This is a genomic window from Nocardia altamirensis NBRC 108246, assembly GCF_001612685.1.
In the GTDB taxonomy this organism is placed as follows: Bacteria; Actinomycetota; Actinomycetes; order Mycobacteriales; family Mycobacteriaceae; genus Nocardia; species Nocardia altamirensis.
The window spans coordinates 1-17,593 of record NZ_BDAY01000041.1; the positions used below are offsets into that span (position 1 = coordinate 1).

Here is a 17,593-nt window from a genome sequence, read left to right on the forward strand (position 1 = left end):
CCCCGCCAATTCAGCTTCGGCCTGATCACGAGTCACACTATCCACACACGAGGGCAAATGCCCGACGAAGTCCCGCAACACCTTCACATGCGCACCCCCGATCACCCCCTCCCGCTGCGCGGCAGCCGTGCCCGGCATCACCGGCTCCAGAACCTGCCCATCCAACCCGGTACGCGGCGCCAAATCATCCGCAGCACGCCACCGCGCACGCGCCTCAGCAGGACTGATCCGCAACCCATCAGCCAGAGTATCGATCACCGAATGCGTCGCGAAATCATCATTGGACCACTGCTCCCGCATCTGAGCCACCAACTCCAACCCCACCCCCGGCAACGCACGCACCACCGTCTCCAACCGCTGCATCACCACCAGCCGATCCAGATTCGACAACGCATCAGTCCGCACCTCACACAACCGAGCAAGCCCAGCCTCGAGCGCACACAACGCCGCCTCCACACCGGGATCAGCGACAGTCACGCTACTCGAAGACATGTTCGAAGCCTACCCACGAAAACCATGCACTACCAGCCATTTCACACCGATTCCAAAAGTTGGCAGTCTGGCAGTCAATGGCAGCCTCGACACGACACAACGGCCCTCTCACCAGCCACCCTCACCGAGCACTCATCGGCCGATCATCGCGTTCCCCCCTGGTCCGGCAACCAGCCATGATCGGAAAATGACGGCGACGCAGGCATACTCGCGGGATGTGAGTGGACGCAGCACCTCGACCATCGCCCCGGCAACAACATGGGATTCGCCACTCGAATCCCCTGATGTCTGGGTATCACGGTCACTCAGTGCGTTCCATACGTCCGGAAATGGGGAGTTCTAAGGGTGTTCACGTGGTGGGGAACGGTTGTCCATCGGCTGCGTTTCGCGGTCATCGGCATCGCGGTAGCAGGACTACTAGCGTTGGGCGCCTACGGATTCGGGCTGGAGGACCACCTCAGTTCCGGCGGTCTGTTCGATCCGAACTCGGAGTCGTCCCTGGCAGGCCAACTCGCCGATGACGCGTTCGGTCGTGACCACAGCGTGGACGTCGCCGTCCTCTACACCGCCCCCGAGGGCAAGACTGTCGACGATCCCGATTTCAGCCGCAAAATCATCGACAACCTCAATTCCCTGCCGCGCGATCACCCCGACCAGATCACGGGTATCAACGCCGCATACTGGCGGACCGAAACCGGCAAGGTGAGCGGTGCAGCGGCGGCGACCAAAGACAAAAAGCATGCCATCGCGTTGATCGCCATTCGCGGCGAGAGCGACACCGAGATGGTCCGCAACTACCGCAAGGTCCAGAACGTCTTCCGCATCCCTGGCGTCGACGTCCGAGTCAGCGGCCTGCAGCCGATCGCAGGCTCGCTGAATGACACTATGGCCCAGGATCTTCGGCGCATGGAGGCGATCGCGCTACCCGCGGTGGGCGTGCTCCTGTTCTTCATCTTCGGCGGTGTCGTCGCTGCCGCACTGCCGCTGGCCATCGGCGGGCTGACGATGCTCGGCGCCATGGGGATCATGCGTATTTTCACCACCTTCACCGAGGTGAATTCGTTCGTCTCGTCGGTGGTGACGATGATCGGCCTCGGGCTCGCCATCGACTACGGGTTGTTCATCGTGAGCCGGTTCCGGGAGGAGGTCGCTGAGGGCTACGCCACCCCTGCCGCAGTGCGCCGCACGGTGATGACCGCAGGCCGCACGGTGGTGTTCTCCGCAACGATGATCATCGTCAGCCTCGGCGGCATGTTGCTTTTCCCGCAGGGCTTCCTCAAATCCATGGCCTACGGCGCGATTACGACGGTGACGTTGGCGGCGCTGACCGCGATCACCATCTTGCCTGCGATGCTCGCTGTCCTCGGCAAACGGGTGGATGCATTGGGGCTCAAACGATTCCGCAGGACGAAGAGCGCGGAGGAAGTCGAGAACGGCTTTTGGGGCCGGTTCCCGGTGTGGGTGATGAAACATCCGCTGAAGATCAGCATCTCGCTGTGCGTCGTGCTGCTACTACTGATCTTGCCGGTGCAGAACCTGGTCTTCGGCGGGTTCAGTGAAAAGTACCTGCCGCCAAATGATCCGGTCCGACTGGCGAAGGAACAGATCGACACCTTGTTCCCGTTGCGCAGGTCCGACCCGATCCAGTTGATCTTCGTCGCCGAGGACACCGTTGCCATCGGGTCGGTGTTGAAGCAAGCCAACAACGCGCCCGGCCTCAAAACTCAGTTCGAGCCACCGAAAAGGCCCGACGATCCGCAGGCCCGACGCGACATCCACCGCACATCGGCAAGCCTGGTGAACCTCAACGACGCAGGCGCGACGGTCGACTATCTACGCTCGATCGAGCTGCCGGACGGAGTGACCATGCTGGTCGGCGGCATCCCGGTGCTGCAGAAGGACAGCATCGACGCCCTGCTCATCCGCATCCCGTTGATGGTGGCCGTGGTCCTGTTGCTCACCACGCTGCTGATGTTCCTGACGTTCGGCTCGCTCGTGCTGCCGATCAAAGCCGCGCTGATGAGCGCACTCGGCCTCGGCTCTACCTTGGGCATCCTCACGTGGATCTTCCTCGACGGCCACGGCGCAGGCCTGCTGAACTTCACCCCGCAACCGATTCAGGCGAACGTGCTGGTGCTGATCATCGCGATCATCTACGGGCTGTCCACCGACTACGAGGTCTTCCTGATGTCGCGGATGGTGGAAGCACGCGCGGCCGGAGCTTCCACCACAGAGGCAGTGCGGATCGGCACCGCACACACCGGCCGCATCATCACCGCGGCAGCGCTGATCCTGCTGGTGGTCACCGGCGCGTTCGCGTTCTCGAAGCTGGTGATGATGCAGTACATCGCCTACGGCATGATCGCCGCTCTGTTCATCGACGCGACGGTGCTGCGCATGCTGTTGGTGCCCGCGACGATGAAGCTGCTCGGCGACGACTGCTGGTGGGCGCCGCGGTGGATGACAAAGATCCAACAGAAAATCGGCCTCGGTGAACCCATTCTGGCGCACGAACACCCGAGCGGGGCGGTCACCGATCTGGTGCAGACCACACCGATCACCGACCCGGTGACCGAGCAGATCACCGCACTCGAGGACAATCGACCAGGCAAGGGGCACAACACTACTCAGGGTTCGCCGCAGCGACCTGGCCCGACCGGCCTCCCTGGATTCCCGGCGCAACCACGGGCGCCGCGCACGATCAGAGACAACAACTCCGAGGCCCCGACCAGGCCCATCCCACGGTGACTTCACGCCGTTGGCGCGGTGGACCGCTTCGCGATCGTGTCCGATGCTGACGGAGCCGACTGCGGATTGTTCAGGGTTTCATGAATACAGATTCTGATGTACCGTCACGGCGTGGAGACGGTGATACACAGGGACGCGTTGGCTCGGTTCGGGCATGCGCTGTCGGATCCGACGCGTACGCAAATTCTGCTGAGCTTGCGCAGTGCGCCGGGGTACCCCTCGGATCTCGCTGAGCAGATCGGCGTCTCCCGGCAGATTCTGTCGAATCACCTTGCCTGCCTTCGTGGTTGCGGGCTGGTGGTTGCCGTACCAGAGGGCCGCCGGAGCCGGTACGAGCTGGCCGATGTGCGCATCGGACATGCACTCGACGATCTACTCGGCCTGGTGCTCGCGGTCGATCCGGCGTGCTGCCCGGCCGCCGATTCGGAAGGGTGCTGCTGATGTCCGCGCCGCTGGGGATGCCCTCGCTCGGATCGATCACGGTGGGCCCGACGCCGGAGCGGCGGGCAGTGTTGGCGCGGCGGATTCGATGGTTCGTCGCGGCGACCATCTCCTACAACGTGATCGAGGCGGCCGTCGCACTCAGCGAGGGCGCTCGCGTTTCGTCGACGGCGCTGATCGGATTCGGGCTCGACTCGGTGATCGAGGTGTCCTCGGCGGCGGCGGTGGCCTGGCAATTCGCCGGGCGCGATCCCGCGGCGCGGGAGAAGGTCGCGCTGCGGATCATCGCGTTCTCGTTCTTCGCGCTGGCCGTTTACGTCGCCGCCGATTCGGTCCGCGGACTGCTCGGCGCAGCGGAAGCACAGCACTCCCCGATCGGCATCACCTTGGCCGCAGCGAGTTTGGCGGTGATGCCGGTGTTGTCGGCGGCGCAACGGCGGGCCGGACGGGAGCTCGGGTCCGCCTCCGCGGTCGCCGACTCCAAGCAGACCTTGCTGTGCACCTACCTGTCGGCGGTCCTGCTGATCGGGTTGCTGCTCAACAGCATGTTCGGCTGGTCGTGGGCAGATCCGCTCGCCGCGTTGGTCATTGCCGCCATTGCGGTCAGGGAGGGCATCAACGCGTGGCGCGGCGAAACATGCTGCGCCACCAACGCCATTGGTACGGCCGGTCCCGAATGCGCGTGCTGCGACTGAACAATTCGACGACCGAGCTCAGCGAACCAGAAAAGCGCGCAGCGCGGTGACCAAATCCGCCGGATTGTCTTCCTGCACATTGTGTCCCGCGTCCGGCACCACCACCAGTTCCCCCTCGGGTAGCCGCTCGACCAGACGCTCCGCAGCGGATTGCGGGAGCACCTTGCTCCGCCCGCCGCGCACGAGGAGCACCGGCAGGCCCGCGAGCTGTTCCGCGAACAGCTCGATGGCGGCGAGCAGCGCGGGAAAGTCGGGCGTACGCGGATCGGCCCGCGGCACCCAAGCACCATCTGTCCCAAGGCGAAACAGCTTGCTCATCCGATAGGTGAGGACCGCGCGATCGGCCAGTGGGCTGACCCGCAGCGCGCCGTCCACCACCGAATCGAGTTCGCCGACGGGACCGAGCCCGAGGATGAAGTCCCGCATCCGCTTGGTGCTCTCGAAGTCGGCGCCGGTCGCGACGTCGACAAGCACCAGCCGCTCGACGCGATCCGGATACACCTCGGCGACGCGGGCCGCGACCAGACCGCCGAGCGACATGCCGACCAGCCGCACCCGGTCGAAGCCGAGATGGTCGGCCGCGGCGACGACATCGTCGGCCATGGTGGCGATCCGATAGTCGTCGGACCAGCCGCTGTCACCGTGGCCGCGCAGGTCGAGCGCGACGAGTCGCGCTTCTCCGCGCAGGCCGAGACAGACGAAATCCCAAGTGTGCGCGGTCAATCTGCCACCGTGCAGCAGTAGCACCTCGGGTCCTGATCCACCCCAGTCGAGTCCGTGCAACCGGCAGCCCGTACGGGAGTAGAAGACGTCGCGCGGTGGTGTCACGTTGCAAATCTGGACCCCCAGCGCCGCTGCGAGGTCGGTCATCGACGGAATCGTGGTTCTTCTGTTCATCACTTCCCCCTTACCTTGGACCTCCAAGGTAAGGGTAAATACCTTGGCCCGTCAAGGCAAAGGTGATCGATGCCATCCGAGCCACCGACGTCGCTCACAACGTCGGCGCGTAGACCCCCGCGGAGTCGCGCAGCGGCGCGAAGGCGAACTGGGTGAGACCGGCGATCGGGTCTACCTGCGCAACGAAACCCAGGGTGCGCCTTGCCCGGTCGGGGTCGGCGACGATATGGCGGACGTCGCCTGGACGGTAGCGGCCGGTGACGACCGGCTCCGGCCCACCGCGGGCGGCGGCAAGGGTCGCGGCGACCTCACCGATGGTGATCGGGCGGCCGGAGGAGATGTTGAGCGGAAGGAACCCGGGCAGCGGCTGTTCGACGGCGGCGACGTTGGCAGCAGCGATGTCGGTGACATGCACGAAATCCCTTGTCTGCCTGCCATCCTCGAAGACCTGCGGCGGCTGACCGGATTCCAGGGCAGACCGGAAGATCGCCGCGACACCGGAATACGGGGTGTCTCTCGGCATATCGTCGCCGTAGACGTTGTGGTAGCGCAGCGCGGTAACGCTGGAGCCGGTCACTGCCGCCCATGCCGAGGCATAGTTCTCCTGCACGAGTTTGCTTGCCGCATAGAGACTTCGGGGGCGCAACGGCACATCCTCGCCGACCGACTCCCAGGTCAGCACCTCATCGGAGGCCGGGTCGCGGTGCTCGAACATCCCGGCGGCGAGATCTTCCCGGCGACGAACATCCACGTCGACCGTGCCACACCGCACGCCACGGTAGCGACCCTCGCCGTACACCACCATCGAGGAGGCAAGCACCAAGCGACGGCACCTTGTCCGGTCCATCGCCGCCAGCAACACCGCGGTGCCGAAATCGTTGTGGCTCGCATAGGCGGGCGCATCCTGTGCGCTCACTCCGGCGCCGACCACCGCGGCCTGGTGGCAGACAACATCGACACCGTGCAGCAACACATCCAGGGCCGCGCCGTCGCGCACGTCTACCTGACGGATCCCCTCGGGCACCGGTGCACCGGGCCCGTGCGCCGCGGGCAGCATCAGGTCGACGGCAATCACCTCGTGTCCCGCGGCGATAAGGTCACGGCGGATATGGGACCCGATGAATCCAGCGGCCCCGGTCAGCAGCACCCGCATGCGCACTCCCGCCGTCCCGGCTCGGCACTGATCTGCCCGATCGTTGCTGTCATAGGACGATCGTGCCTGTTCAACGCCCACTCGAGCACCAGCAACGCCGCAGCGTCAGACTTTCGTCATCGTTGCCGCGGACTGGTCAGCCGACGTCGGCGTGCCCGAAGCAGTAGGCCGAGGCCGCCAGATACTGCTGACAACCAGGCCCGTGGCCCGCATGGGTGCTGCGGACGAACTGCGCTAGTTCCAGGTCGAGATCCATCGGGTCGATCGTGCAGTCGCGGTGTCGCGCGTTCCACAGGTCCCGCATATCGGACGATGTCTGCATCGTGCACCTCCAGCCTGCGTGGTCTTTCGATCCGAGCGGCTTGCCGCAGTGCTTCTGTGCGAGGAGTACCCGAACGAGCTCCATTCACGCCATGATCGTCATCTGGTGATCAGCTCCCAGTCGTCCGGCAGCCTGGCCGCGGTCACGGTGGCGCCTTCCACCTCCAGGTCGACGGTGATCGGGCCGAGACGCAACGCGGACAACGTGATTCGGCCCCACTGCGGCGGCACCAGCGGACGCACGGTGAGGGTGCGCGCCGGCACGTCGGGATCGAGACCGAGGAACGAGCGCACCAGCAGCAGCGGCGCGGCGCTCGCCCACGCCTGCGGCGAGCAGGACGTCGGATACGGCACGGGCGCCGGGAACCGCGAGCGCGGGAACCCGCAGTACAGCTCGGGCAGCCTGCCGTCGAAAACCGCTGCGGCGTCGAGCAATCCGTTCGCGAGTCGGCCGGCCAGCTCGACTGCCCCCGGCACCTGCCGGTAGCGAAGCAGCCCGGCCACCGCGATCGCCGTGTCGTGCGGCCACACCGAGCCACAGTGGTAGCTCATCGGGTTGTAAGCGCCCATCGCCGAGGACAGGGTGCGTAACCCGAAGCCGGAGTCCATCTCCGGCCCGGACAGCCGCTGCACCAACTCGGCGGCATGCTCGTCGGTCGCGATCCCCGACCACAGGCAGTGCGCCGGATTGCTGGTCAGCGCATCGACTTTCCGCTTGCCACGGTCGAGAGCGACGGCGTACCAGCCCTTTTCCGGCAGCCAGAACTGCTCGGCGAACTTGATGCGCAGTTCAGCAGCCTGATCGCGCAGTTTGCCCGCCAGCCGCGCGTCATCGAAGGCGTCAGCGAGCTCGGCGCGGGCGAGTAACGCGGCATGCACGTAACCCTGCACTTCGCACAGCGCGATCGGCGCCTCGGCGAGATGCCCACCGCTGTCGTTGACGCCGTCGAAGCTGTCCTTCCACCCCTGATTGACCAGTCCGCGGTCGGTGGCCCGCTGGTACTCGACGAACCCGTCGCCGTCCCGGTCGCCGTAGTCGCGGATCCAGCGCAGCGCGGCGTCGGCCGCGGGCAGCAGCCGTTCGATGACCGCCGGATCCGCGCCCCAGCGATGACATTCGGCCAGCAGCATCACGAAAAGCGGTGTCGCATCGGCGGTTCCGTAGTAGATGTTGCCGCCGAGCACCTGCCCACCCGCCGGTCCGCGCCGCATCTCGTGCATGATGCGCCCCGGCTCCTCCTCAGTGAGCGGATCGACGCACTGCCCCTGCAACTCGGCGAGCTGCTGCAGCGTGCCGACCGCGAGGTCGACCTCGAGCGGCAGCGCCATCCACGCGGTCAGCAGGCTGTCGCGCCCGAACAATGTCATGAACCATGGCGCGCCTGCGGCGACGAACGGCCTGCTCTCCCCCGTCTCGTCGTGAATCTGCAAGGCGCCCAGGTCACTTTCGCTGCGGCGCAACACCTGTGACAGCTCGGGATGCGAGGCCGTGATGTCGGTGGCGGTGTGCCGCCACGCTTCGATCTTGCGTCCCGGCGCGCTGACCCCGTAATGCTCCCCCGGAGCCAGCGGCGCCTGAAACCGCTGATTGCCCAGCGTCGGCTGGGCGATGATTTCGGTCTGCCAGCTACCGCCCACCGGCACCACCACCCGCCACATCAACGTGCCAGGCAGGACGACGGGTTCGACGGTTGCCGAGACCGAGAGCCCGCGCATGCGGTCGGTCCGATCATGAAACAGCAGTTCGCCATCGGTGACCGCCACCTCGGCTCTGCCATGTCCGACACGTCCTTCCTTGACCGCGAACAGGTCGACGAAATCGGCGTCGACATGCAATTCCAGTGTGACTGCGGTGGGTTCGCGCCCCATGTTCTCCAGCGTGAGCAGCTCGTGCATGCCATCGGCGATGACACGTTCGCGCAGCACGAGCAGGGTGCTGTCGGCCAAGCCCGCCGACGGCGGTCTTCGCAACACGAATCTGGCGGCGAAGGCCTCGGGGCTGAGCACCGAAAGTGGTTCGGGCGGACAGCCATCCACCAGCAGCTCCCAGCGGGAGACGACCCGCGCGTCCCGGAAGAACAGGCCGTGCGGCCGCCCCGGCTCGACATCGCCGAGCCGGTTCGACAGGCAGAAGGTGCCGCCCTCGACCAGGGTGACCGCGCCCGCCCCGCCGAATCCGGTTGGCTCACCCGAATTCAGCGGGGCAGGGCTCAGTGCGGCGGTGAGGTCCACCGTCACGCGAGTCCGCTGGCGGCGAGCGGCAACCGGACGGATTCGCTGGTGCGCCACCGATAGTCGGGCCGCTTCCGCCGCCGCATCAACTTGTAGTAGACCTGCTCGTAGCCGCGGCCGAGCGGGTCGGCGCCGAAGTTCGCCTCGACGTGGGCGCGGCACGCGGCCGGATCCATCGTCTGGACCTCGGCGATGGCGGCGGCCAATTGCCCTGGGTCGTCACAGACCCGGCCGGTCACGCCGTCGACGATCACCTCGGGCACCGCACCGCCGCGCAACGCGACCACCGGTGTGCCACACACCATGGACTCGATCATCACCATGCCGAACGGTTCCTCCCAGCGGATCGGGAACAGCAGACATTTCGCGCCCGCCAACAACTTCCGCTTGGCGGTCGCGTCGGCGAGCCCGAACACGTGGTCGTTTTCGGTGAGCAGTGGACGCACCTGCTCGTCGAAATATTTCAGCTCGGGCGGCTCGCTGCACTTGCCGGCCAGCACGAGCGGCATGCCCGCGGCATGCGCGGCCTCCAACGCCAGATGCGGCGCCTTGCACTCGTTGAACCGGCCGAGGAACAGCGCGTAGTCGTCCTTGTCGGCACGGAACGGCCACTCCTCGGTGCGCAGAGCATTATGCACCCGCCCTACCCAATTCAAATCGGGGGCCAGTTCCTGCTGCCGGTCGCTGATCGCCACCAGCGCGACCTCGTCGCCCAATTCCCGGTAGTACTCATAGGAATCGTCCTCGACCGGGCCGTGCACGGTGAGCACCGTCGGCAGGCCGAGGCCCTGGTACACGGGCGCGTTGAGCGGGCCGGCGAAGGTGTGCTCGTGCACCAGATCGATGCTGCCGGTCGCGGCGAGTTCCTGGATCGCGCGCCGTACCCGCAGCGCGTGCATCACCTCGGGGAACGGCTCGCCGAGCCGCTCGGGCACCGTACGATCCCACAGCGGAACGAATTTCGCCCTCGTCCCCGGTTCCCCCGCGCCGAGCAGGGTCACCTCGTGGCCTCTGGCCACCAGTGCGTCGACCAGGTCGGCGACAACAGCCTCGACACCGCCGTAAGCCTTGGGCGGCACATCGAAATACGGCGGAACGACCATCGCGATCCGGAATCGGGTACCGACGTGGTCGATCGACAGAAGATCGGATGTGGCTTTCTGCGCCGAAGTCGGCACGGGTAACGCACTCATGACCCTCCTTTCAAGGGGCACAACCGGTTAGCACTCGCATCCACCCAGCACACCGAGGCGCGGGGCGCCGAACTCGAACTGGTGGCCCCCGCAGCGGAGGTGGAGCTCGGTCGCACCGCCGTCCATGGGGCTTGGTTGGCCTGGTCACGTGGGAATGTGAGCAGGGGGGCCGCCTGTGATGTACCTCTACGCGGCGGCCCCAAACCATGGACTCGAGTATGTAACTGATCGATAGCCGAGATCGGCCGATGAGGGCCGCCTTTGCGGCCCTACCCGACTATGTCTACGGGGGTGGACACCCCGGTTCAGCCCTCGATGACGATCTTTCCGTCCTGCCCGGGGACCACGAAGGGGAGCATCCGCTCGGCCTCGGCGCGTACCTCCGCCTCGTCGGCGGCGGTGAACGGGTGCCAGGGGGTCACCCGAATGGTGCTGTCGTCCAATGTCCACCGGCCGTGCACGAAGCCGTCCACCAGATACATCGCCACGCCCACCGACGCCTCCCTGGCGATCCGCTGACGATCCTCGTCGCTGATGATCCGGCGCCGGTCCTTGTGGCCGAGCAGCGCATTGTCGAAGGCGGGCAGGAAGCGCACTGGCACTGCGAGATTCGGGTCGGCGAGCGGAGCTTCCGGCAGATCGAACAGCACCCGGTGCTGATCATCGGTGAAAACCCTTAGGCTGCCGCGCATTTCGTCGACCACCTCGGCAAGCCGGGTGATGCCTGCCCACGCCTGCATGTCGGCGACCGTGGCGGGCCCGAACGCAGCGAGGTAGCGCAGCACCAGGGTCTCGGCCTGCGGCTCCGTCTCCATCGGCACGCCCATCCACTCTTCGGCGAGGGCGACGGTCACCGAGCGATTGCGCCACTTGCCCCAGGCGCCGGTGACCGGGCTGTGCACCATCGGCACCAGCAGCTCCGCCGATTCGGCCAGCCTGCGCGGCAGCCGGTCCGGAAAGCGCTCGGCGAGCAGGTTTCCGAGCTCGGTGCGCGACATGATCTGACCGGACAACAGTTCTCGGCCCGCGACGGTGAGCTCGTCCAGATCGACGCCATCGATCTCGTCGCGGTAGTACGGCGCCTGCAGCGCGGAATGCACGATCTGGCGGACCGTCGGGCGCAGCCAGCGGAAGTCGTCCGCGTCGGCCAGGTGCACCGTGCGGCGGATCATGGTGGAGCGCACCAGCTTTCGCTCCCGCAGCAATCTGGCCAGCTGGTCGTGCTCGAAACTCTGCAGACGAGACCACAATCCGACATAGGGCCAATTGGGTTCCTGCCCCTGTACCGCGACCAGATGCCGGACCAGTTCCAACGGTGTCATCGCGACCCGCTGCGCCAACATCTGACGTACCAGCAGGGTTCGGTTCAGCTCACGCAGCGATAGTTCCGTCATACCTGCTATCTTCGCCGATGGCACCGACAATTCGGGCCAGTCCGGCGTTATCCGCGCATACGTATACGTACAATGGTCGCATGTTCGATCCCATCACCCTGGCTGTCGGAGCCGGAATCGTCGGCGCGGGCTGGGCGATCGGACGCTACGGCCACCGCGGCGCGCCGGGCCGGAAGTCGGCGGCGAGCCTCGCGCAGTGCGGCTGCGGCCACGATCTGGCCATGCACGACCCACAGGCAGGCGAATGCCACACCGACATCCGCAGGTCGGTCGCCCCCTCGGTGTGGGAATGGGTCCGGTGCCCGTGCCGTCGGTACACCGGACCGCTGCCGGTCGAGGACTACTTCACCCGGCCGATACTGCCACCGGACAACTGACGCCGACGCTCAGTCACCCGGCCGCATCTGCATCGGCACGCCGATCCGGTTCCACAGGTTGACCATCGCGGTGACCGCGACGAGACCGGCCGCCGCACCCTCGTCGAAGTGCTTCTCGACATCGGCCCACACCTCGTCGCTGACGCCGTGTTCGCCGAGTTTCGTCACCGCATCGGCGTAGGCGAGGGCCGCGCGTTCTTGCTCGGTGTAGAGCGCCGACTCCCGCCAGGCATTGAGCTGATAGATGCGCTTCTCGGTCTCACCTTCCAGCCGAGCATCGGTGGTGTGCAGGTCGATGCAGTACACGCAGCCGTTCTGCTGGGAGACGCGGATCTTCACCAGCTCACGGATGACCGGATCGAGCGGGCCGCGCCGGATGGCGGCCTCGGCCGCGAACCAGGCCTTGTAGACCTCGGGGGCAACCGTCGCGAGCTTCATTCGTGGCACGTTGTCGTCCTTTCCTCGATGGTGTCTATCGAGAAGACGAAACTAGTGCGCGGAGTGTGACATCAAGGGGCAACCAGTCACGACCCCGGCAGACACCTGCCAGGATCCGGCAGATCGGCACACGGCGTGTTGCCGTGCGCGCGGAGGACGTCCTTGCCTGCCTGATCGGTCAGGAAGCGCACAAAGCTCGCGGCTAGCGAGTCACCGGGCAGCTCGCCGCTGCTGTAGGCGTACTCGACACCCCAGAACGGGTAGGTGCGATCCATCGCGGCGTCCCGGCCCGCGCCGACACCGTTGATCGTGACGGTCGGCAGGTCCGCGGCGACCGCCTCGGAGAACTCGGAATAGCCGATGGCGCCGGGGATTTCGCCGACGGCCTTCAGCATGTCGGCGGTGACCTGCACTTCACAGTGTTGCGCGGCCGAGATCACCGTCCCCTTGATCGCAGTGCAGCTCGTGTGCGTCCGCTCCGGCTGTTGCCTGTTGTCGAGTAGCCTGCGCTCGAACGTGTTTCGGCTGCCTGACCCAGGATTCCGGTTGACGAGCACCACGGGCAGGTCGGGTCCGCCCACCTCGCGCCAATTGGTGACCTGGTCGCGATACACCAGGCGAATCTGGTCGGCCGTGAGGTTCTGCACCCCGACATCCTTGTTGACGATCACCGTGAACAGCGACACCGCCAGCGGGCGATACACCAGCGTGGGATACCCGGTGCCCTTGGGCCCGTCGCTGATGGTGAGCAATCCAGGGTTGTCCTTGCCGCCCTCGGCGAGCCGATCGAGACCGCGCTCGGTGCCCTCGAAGCCGAACGCGAAATGCGCGTCGGTACAGCGCTTCCCGTACTGCGCGGCGGCTTCCTTGATGACCGGCGCGAACGCCGAGGACCCGACCACGGTGAGCGTGCCAGAGGCACATTCCAGCGGCGTCGGCACCGGCTCGACGGCGGTGACAACCAGCTGGACGACGATCACCAGCACGAGAAAAACGAGCAGTGCCAGCATCATTCGGGGAATGCCTGTGCGACTGTGGGTTTCGAGTAGTCGGCCGCCCTTGATCCCGCCGAGCAGCACCGGCGCAGGGTAGTCACCCGCGCCTTCGGATCGCTGCAGGATCGCCAGGATCTTGTAGTGCTCGTTGCGATCCAGCGGCACCTTGGGCAGGTCGATGACGCCGATGTGCCCATTGATGTCCTCGCGCACCGTGATTCCCGAGTCCACGTCCAGGTTGTCGGCGAGACCGGGATCGCTCAGCTCGGTCACCGCCATGCCGATCACCCGGCGCTGCGGAAAGCGCAGGTGCAGACCGATCCGACCGGGTTCGGGCGCCTTGTAGTCACTGGTATCGATATCGGTGGCGCCGCTGTTCTCGATGCGCACCAAGACCACCGAGAGATCTTTGAGGTCCGGGCTCGCGCCGTCCAGACTCGGCCGCAACTGCGGAAGCACCCCGGGGAACACCGATTCCACCTCGCCGGTGACCGGTGTGTCCATCTGCACGCGATAGCCGAGCCGCTTGCGCCCGATGAACACGAACTCCCACAGGAACGCCGCAATCGGCACCGCGATGCCGATCACCGCGAGCACGATCTCGATTGGAAAGTCGTCCAACTAGTTCCCCCACACGATCTCTGTGGCAACCATTTTCAGGTGCGAACGGTCGTTGGAGTGAGATCAGTGGAACTGTTCGGCAACCGTTAACCCGACGGTCATCAGGTCGCGGACGCCTCGGTCCAGGCCAGCAGATCGGCCAGCGGCCAGGTGTTGATGATCCGTTCGGCCGCAACACCATTGGCGAGCGCGCGCTCGCAGCCGTAGCCCTGCCAGTCCAGCTGGCCCGGCGCGTGCGCGTCGGTGTCGATGGAGAAATGGCAGTCCATCTCGACCGCGAGCTGGATGAGCCGCGACGGCGGATCGCGGCGCTCGGGCCTGCTGTTGATCTCGACCGCGGTGCCGAACGTCCGGCACGCCTCGAACACCACTTCCGCGTCGAAGCTCGACTCGGGCCGGGTGCCGCGGCCGCCCTCGACCAGCCGTCCCGTGCAATGGCCGAGCACGTCCACGTTGGGGTTGGCCACGGCGTAGACCATCCGCTTGGTCATGGTCGCGCTGTCGTCGCGCAGGTGCGAATGGACGCTGGCCACCACGATATCCAGCTCGGCGAGCAGCTCCGCCTGCTGGTCGAGGGCGCCGTCGTCGAGGATGTCGACCTCGATGCCGGTGAGGATGCGGAACGGCGCCATCCGGTCGTTGAGCTCGGCGACCACGTCCAACTGCCTGCGCAGCCGGTCGGCGGACAACCCGTTGGCCACCTTCAGCCGCGGCGAATGATCGGTCAGCGCACAGTATTCGTGGCCGAGGGCCGCGGCGACACCCATCATCTCGGCGATCGGGCTGCCGCCGTCGGACCAGTCCGAGTGGGTGTGCAGATCACCGCGCAGCTGGGCGCGCAGCGGTTTGCCCGGCGCGCCGATCGGCTTGGCCGCACCGCGCAGGTCGAGCAGAAGTTGCGGAAGCACACCGGAATACGCCTGCTCGATGACGGTCGCGGTCTTCGGCCCGATCCCGGCGATATCGCGCCAGCTGCGGGCCGCGCGATGCGCCGCGCGCTCGTCGTCCGACAGCTCGGCGACGATATCGGCGGCACGCCGGTAGGCCTTCACCCGATAGGTCTCGGCGCGCGAACGCTCCAGCCAGAAGCCGATCTCCCGCAGCACTTCCACCGGGCCTGGCACGGTGGCCCGGTCGGCTGCGGTCGCATCGTCGTCGGCCACCGCGGTCAGCGAATCCGGCTGTACTTCATGAAGGCGACACCGTCCTCGAACACTCGGCTCGTGATCACCCGGAACTTGGCCGCATCGGGCAGCCGAGGACCGGTCCCGAACAGCGAACGTCCCTGGCCGAGCAGCACCGGATACAGCTTGAGGAAGATCTGATCGATCTCGGGCAGCAACACCTGGGCGAGCTCGCCGCCACCGCACAGCCAGATGCCGAGACCCTCGGCCCGCTTGAGTTCGCGCACCTTCGCCAGCGGGTCCGCGGCGATCAGCTCGACGTCGGGGTCGGGGTTCTCCGGCAAGGTCGTCGACACCACGTACTGCTTCAGATGCGCGTACGGACTCGACGTCCCGGTCCGCACCCCGAAGTCGTGCGTCTTGCGACCCATCAGCACCGTATCGAAGTAGCGGTTGCGCTTGTCGATGCCGAGGGACTCGCGCACCTTGGTCGGCAACGTCTCTGGGTACTGCGCAGTGATCGCCGGGCCGTGATCACCGCCGACCGGAAAGAAATCGACGGATCCGTCGTCGGTGGCGATGAAGCCATCGATGGTCGACGCTACGTAGTACGTGAGTTTGCGCATGTGTCCTTCCTCCACGGCCGGCCTGAAACCCGAACCGCCTACAAGAAAGGTAACTCGCTCCCGCTAACGATCGCGAGGCTTCAGTTGGCACCGCGGGCAAGAATACGAGGAACGATTCATGAACTTCTCACGCCGGATGGGAGCGCCACATCGGCGGCACGGTTCGTCCTCGCGGCCGTAGACGGCAAGCGACCGTTCGAAGTAGCCGGATTGTCCGTTGACGTTGACATACAGCGCATCGAACGAGGTGCCGCCCGCGGCGAGCGCCTCCCCCATCACCGCGCCGACATCGGCGAGCAGGCCGCGCACGGCTGGCCTGGACAGGCCGGAGGCGAGACGGGCGCCGTGCAGCTTTGCGCGCCACAGGGATTCGTCGGCGTAGATGTTGCCGATGCCGGAAACGACGCTCTGGTCGAGCAGAATCCGTTTGATCTCGGTCTGTTTGGCGCGGACCGCGGCAACGACGGCGTCGGTGTCGAAGCGGGGATCCAGCGGGTCACGCGCGATGTGCGCGACCGGTTCCGGCACCAGGGTGCCGTCCACCTCGACCAGTGGCGCGAGCGCCCAGCCGCCGAAGGTGCGCTGGTCGACGAAGCGCAGCTGGGTGCCGTCGCCGAGGGTCGCCCGGATGTGGGCGTGCTTCTCCAGCGGCGCGTCCGCGGGCTGCACCAGCAGCTGACCGCTCATGCCGAGGTGCACGACGAGCGAGGTGTCCGGCTCGTCGAAGGTGAGCCAGAGGTACTTGCCGCGCCGCTCCGCGGACTGGACCTTCAGTCCGGTCAGTCGGGCGGCGAGATCGGCGGCGCCTTCGAGGTGACGGCGCACCGAACGCGGATGCGTGATAGCGACCGACTCGATGACCCGGCCGACCACATGCTCGGCGACGCCACGACGGACGACCTCGACCTCGGGAAGTTCGGGCACGTCAGGCTTCGGCGGTCAGCGCCTGGTAGGCGGTGCCCGCAGCCTTCTGCTCGGCTTCCTTCTTGGAGCGACCGACGCCCTGCCCGTAGGCACGGCCGCCGATCACCGTGGTCGCGGTGAATTCCTTGTCGTGATCGGGGCCCGTCGAGGTGATCTCGTAGCTGGGCACGCCGAGGCCACGCTCGGCGGTGAGCTCCTGCAGGCTGGTCTTCCAGTCGAGCCCGGCGCCCATGCGTGGTCCACGCTCGAGCAGATCGGCGAACAGCCGCAGCACCACGCTGCGGGCCACGTCGATGCCGTGCTCCAGGTGCACCGCGCCGAGCAGCGACTCCATGCCGTCGGCGAGAATGCTCGGCTTGTCCCTGCCGCCGGTGAGCTCTTCGCCCTTGCCGAGCAGCAGGTGCACGCCGAGCCCACCCTCGCCGAGCTGGCGCGCCACCTCGGCGAGCGCGTGCATGTTGACCACGCTCGCGCGCAGCTTCGCCAGCTCACCCTCGGACTTGCCGGGATGCTCGTGGTACAGCCGCTCGGTGATGCTCAGCCCGAGGACGGAGTCGCCCAGGAATTCCAGGCGCTCGTTGGTCGGCAGCCCGCCGTTCTCGTATGCGTACGACCGGTGCGTCAGAGCGAGGCGCAGCAGATCCGGCTGCACCTCGACACCGAGCGCCGCGAGCAAGCTCGCGTGTTCATCGGACGAGTCGGATTCGGTCACGTCTGTACGACAGGTTATTGAACGGTCAGACAGCTGCGGTGACCTGACGGCCCTTGTAGGTGCCGCACGACGGGCATGCGATGTGCGGCAGGGTCTTCTCACCGCAGGCGCGGTTCGGGCACGTGATCAGGGTCGGCGCGGTGGCCTTCCACTGGCTGCGCCGCGACCTGGTGTTGGAACGGGACATCCGGCGCTTGGGAACGGCCACGA

At 66.5% G+C, this 17,593-nt stretch carries 18 protein-coding genes; 4 read left to right on the forward strand and 14 right to left on the reverse strand.

The window, feature by feature from the left end; translation table 11 throughout:
• On the reverse strand, positions 1–390 hold a 390-nt coding region (locus NA11_RS21790; RefSeq protein ID WP_218023361.1), incomplete at its 3' end, for a DUF222 domain-containing protein.
• Between the two features lie 447 nt (positions 391–837).
• On the opposite strand from NA11_RS21790, the gene NA11_RS21795 reads away from it, so the two are divergent.
• The 3 genes from NA11_RS21795 to NA11_RS21805 all read left to right on the forward strand — a co-directional run bounded on the left by NA11_RS21795 (position 838) and on the right by NA11_RS21805 (position 4,376).
• Positions 838–3,240: an MMPL family transporter gene (locus NA11_RS21795; RefSeq protein ID WP_084654916.1), complete on the forward strand. Its 2,403-nt coding sequence runs from the start codon at positions 838–840 to the stop codon at positions 3,238–3,240.
• A gap of 111 nt (positions 3,241–3,351) precedes the next feature.
• Positions 3,352–3,681: an ArsR/SmtB family transcription factor gene (locus NA11_RS21800; RefSeq protein ID WP_069163899.1), complete on the forward strand. Its 330-nt coding sequence runs from the start codon at positions 3,352–3,354 to the stop codon at positions 3,679–3,681.
• A complete protein-coding gene (locus tag NA11_RS21805) occupies positions 3,681–4,376 on the forward strand; it encodes a cation efflux transmembrane domain-containing protein (RefSeq protein WP_069163900.1) in 696 nt (231 codons plus the stop codon). The genes NA11_RS21800 and NA11_RS21805 overlap by 1 nt, the downstream gene beginning before the upstream one ends.
• An 18-nt stretch (positions 4,377–4,394) precedes the next feature.
• On the opposite strand, the gene NA11_RS21810 is transcribed toward NA11_RS21805, so the two are convergent.
• From NA11_RS21810 to NA11_RS21835, 6 genes are all read right to left on the reverse strand, one after another.
• Complete coding sequence (locus NA11_RS21810) at positions 4,395–5,246, reverse strand: alpha/beta fold hydrolase (protein WP_167837701.1); 852 nt, start codon at positions 5,244–5,246, stop codon at positions 4,395–4,397.
• 121 nt (positions 5,247–5,367) lie between these two features.
• The gene (locus tag NA11_RS21815; protein WP_069163901.1) at positions 5,368–6,426 is read right to left on the reverse strand and encodes an NAD-dependent epimerase/dehydratase family protein; all 1,059 of its coding nucleotides are present in this window, start codon (positions 6,424–6,426) and stop codon (positions 5,368–5,370) included.
• Between the two features lie 136 nt (positions 6,427–6,562).
• The gene (locus tag NA11_RS21820) at positions 6,563–6,748 is read right to left on the reverse strand and encodes a hypothetical protein (RefSeq protein WP_141717758.1); all 186 of its coding nucleotides are present in this window, start codon (positions 6,746–6,748) and stop codon (positions 6,563–6,565) included.
• A gap of 98 nt (positions 6,749–6,846) precedes the next feature.
• Positions 6,847–8,979 (reverse strand): amylo-alpha-1,6-glucosidase, encoded by a 2,133-nt coding sequence (locus NA11_RS21825; protein WP_439957089.1) that lies wholly within the window; start codon positions 8,977–8,979, stop codon positions 6,847–6,849.
• A gap of 2 nt (positions 8,980–8,981) precedes the next feature.
• Positions 8,982–10,082, reverse strand: a complete 1,101-nt coding sequence (locus tag NA11_RS21830; protein WP_141717765.1) for a glycosyltransferase family 4 protein — start codon at positions 10,080–10,082, stop codon at positions 8,982–8,984.
• A gap of 395 nt (positions 10,083–10,477) precedes the next feature.
• A complete protein-coding gene (locus NA11_RS21835) occupies positions 10,478–11,566 on the reverse strand; it encodes a winged helix DNA-binding domain-containing protein (RefSeq protein WP_069163819.1) in 1,089 nt (362 codons plus the stop codon).
• A gap of 80 nt (positions 11,567–11,646) precedes the next feature.
• Between NA11_RS21835 and NA11_RS21840 the strand changes: the two genes are divergently transcribed.
• Entirely contained in the window at positions 11,647–11,943 is a 297-nt protein-coding gene (locus NA11_RS21840; protein ID WP_245746040.1) for a hypothetical protein, read from the forward strand.
• A gap of 9 nt (positions 11,944–11,952) precedes the next feature.
• Here the strand turns inward: NA11_RS21840 and NA11_RS21845 are convergent, their stop codons facing one another.
• The 7 genes from NA11_RS21845 to rpmF all read right to left on the reverse strand — a co-directional run bounded on the left by NA11_RS21845 (position 11,953) and on the right by rpmF (position 17,591).
• Positions 11,953–12,381 carry a carboxymuconolactone decarboxylase family protein gene (locus NA11_RS21845; RefSeq protein WP_069163821.1) on the reverse strand — a complete coding sequence of 143 codons (429 nt, stop codon included), beginning with the start codon at positions 12,379–12,381 and terminating at the stop codon, positions 11,953–11,955.
• 86 nt (positions 12,382–12,467) lie between these two features.
• Complete coding sequence (locus NA11_RS21850; protein WP_069163822.1) at positions 12,468–13,997, reverse strand: PstS family phosphate ABC transporter substrate-binding protein; 1,530 nt, start codon at positions 13,995–13,997, stop codon at positions 12,468–12,470.
• Between the two features lie 101 nt (positions 13,998–14,098).
• A complete protein-coding gene (locus NA11_RS21855) occupies positions 14,099–15,160 on the reverse strand; it encodes a PHP domain-containing protein (RefSeq protein WP_084654917.1) in 1,062 nt (353 codons plus the stop codon).
• 5 nt (positions 15,161–15,165) lie between these two features.
• Entirely contained in the window at positions 15,166–15,747 is a 582-nt protein-coding gene (locus NA11_RS21860; RefSeq protein WP_069163823.1) for a dihydrofolate reductase family protein, read from the reverse strand.
• Positions 15,748–15,810: 63 nt separating this feature from the next.
• Positions 15,811–16,671, reverse strand: coding sequence for a bifunctional DNA-formamidopyrimidine glycosylase/DNA-(apurinic or apyrimidinic site) lyase (gene mutM / locus NA11_RS21865; protein ID WP_069163824.1), 861 nt, complete (start codon positions 16,669–16,671; stop codon positions 15,811–15,813).
• 1 nt (position 16,672) lies between these two features.
• Positions 16,673–17,383, reverse strand: coding sequence for a ribonuclease III (gene rnc / locus NA11_RS21870; RefSeq protein ID WP_439957088.1), 711 nt, complete (start codon positions 17,381–17,383; stop codon positions 16,673–16,675).
• Between the two features lie 25 nt (positions 17,384–17,408).
• Positions 17,409–17,591 (reverse strand): 50S ribosomal protein L32, encoded by a 183-nt coding sequence (gene rpmF / locus NA11_RS21875; RefSeq protein ID WP_014987105.1) that lies wholly within the window; start codon positions 17,589–17,591, stop codon positions 17,409–17,411.
• Between the last annotated feature and the right edge of the window lie 2 nt (positions 17,592–17,593).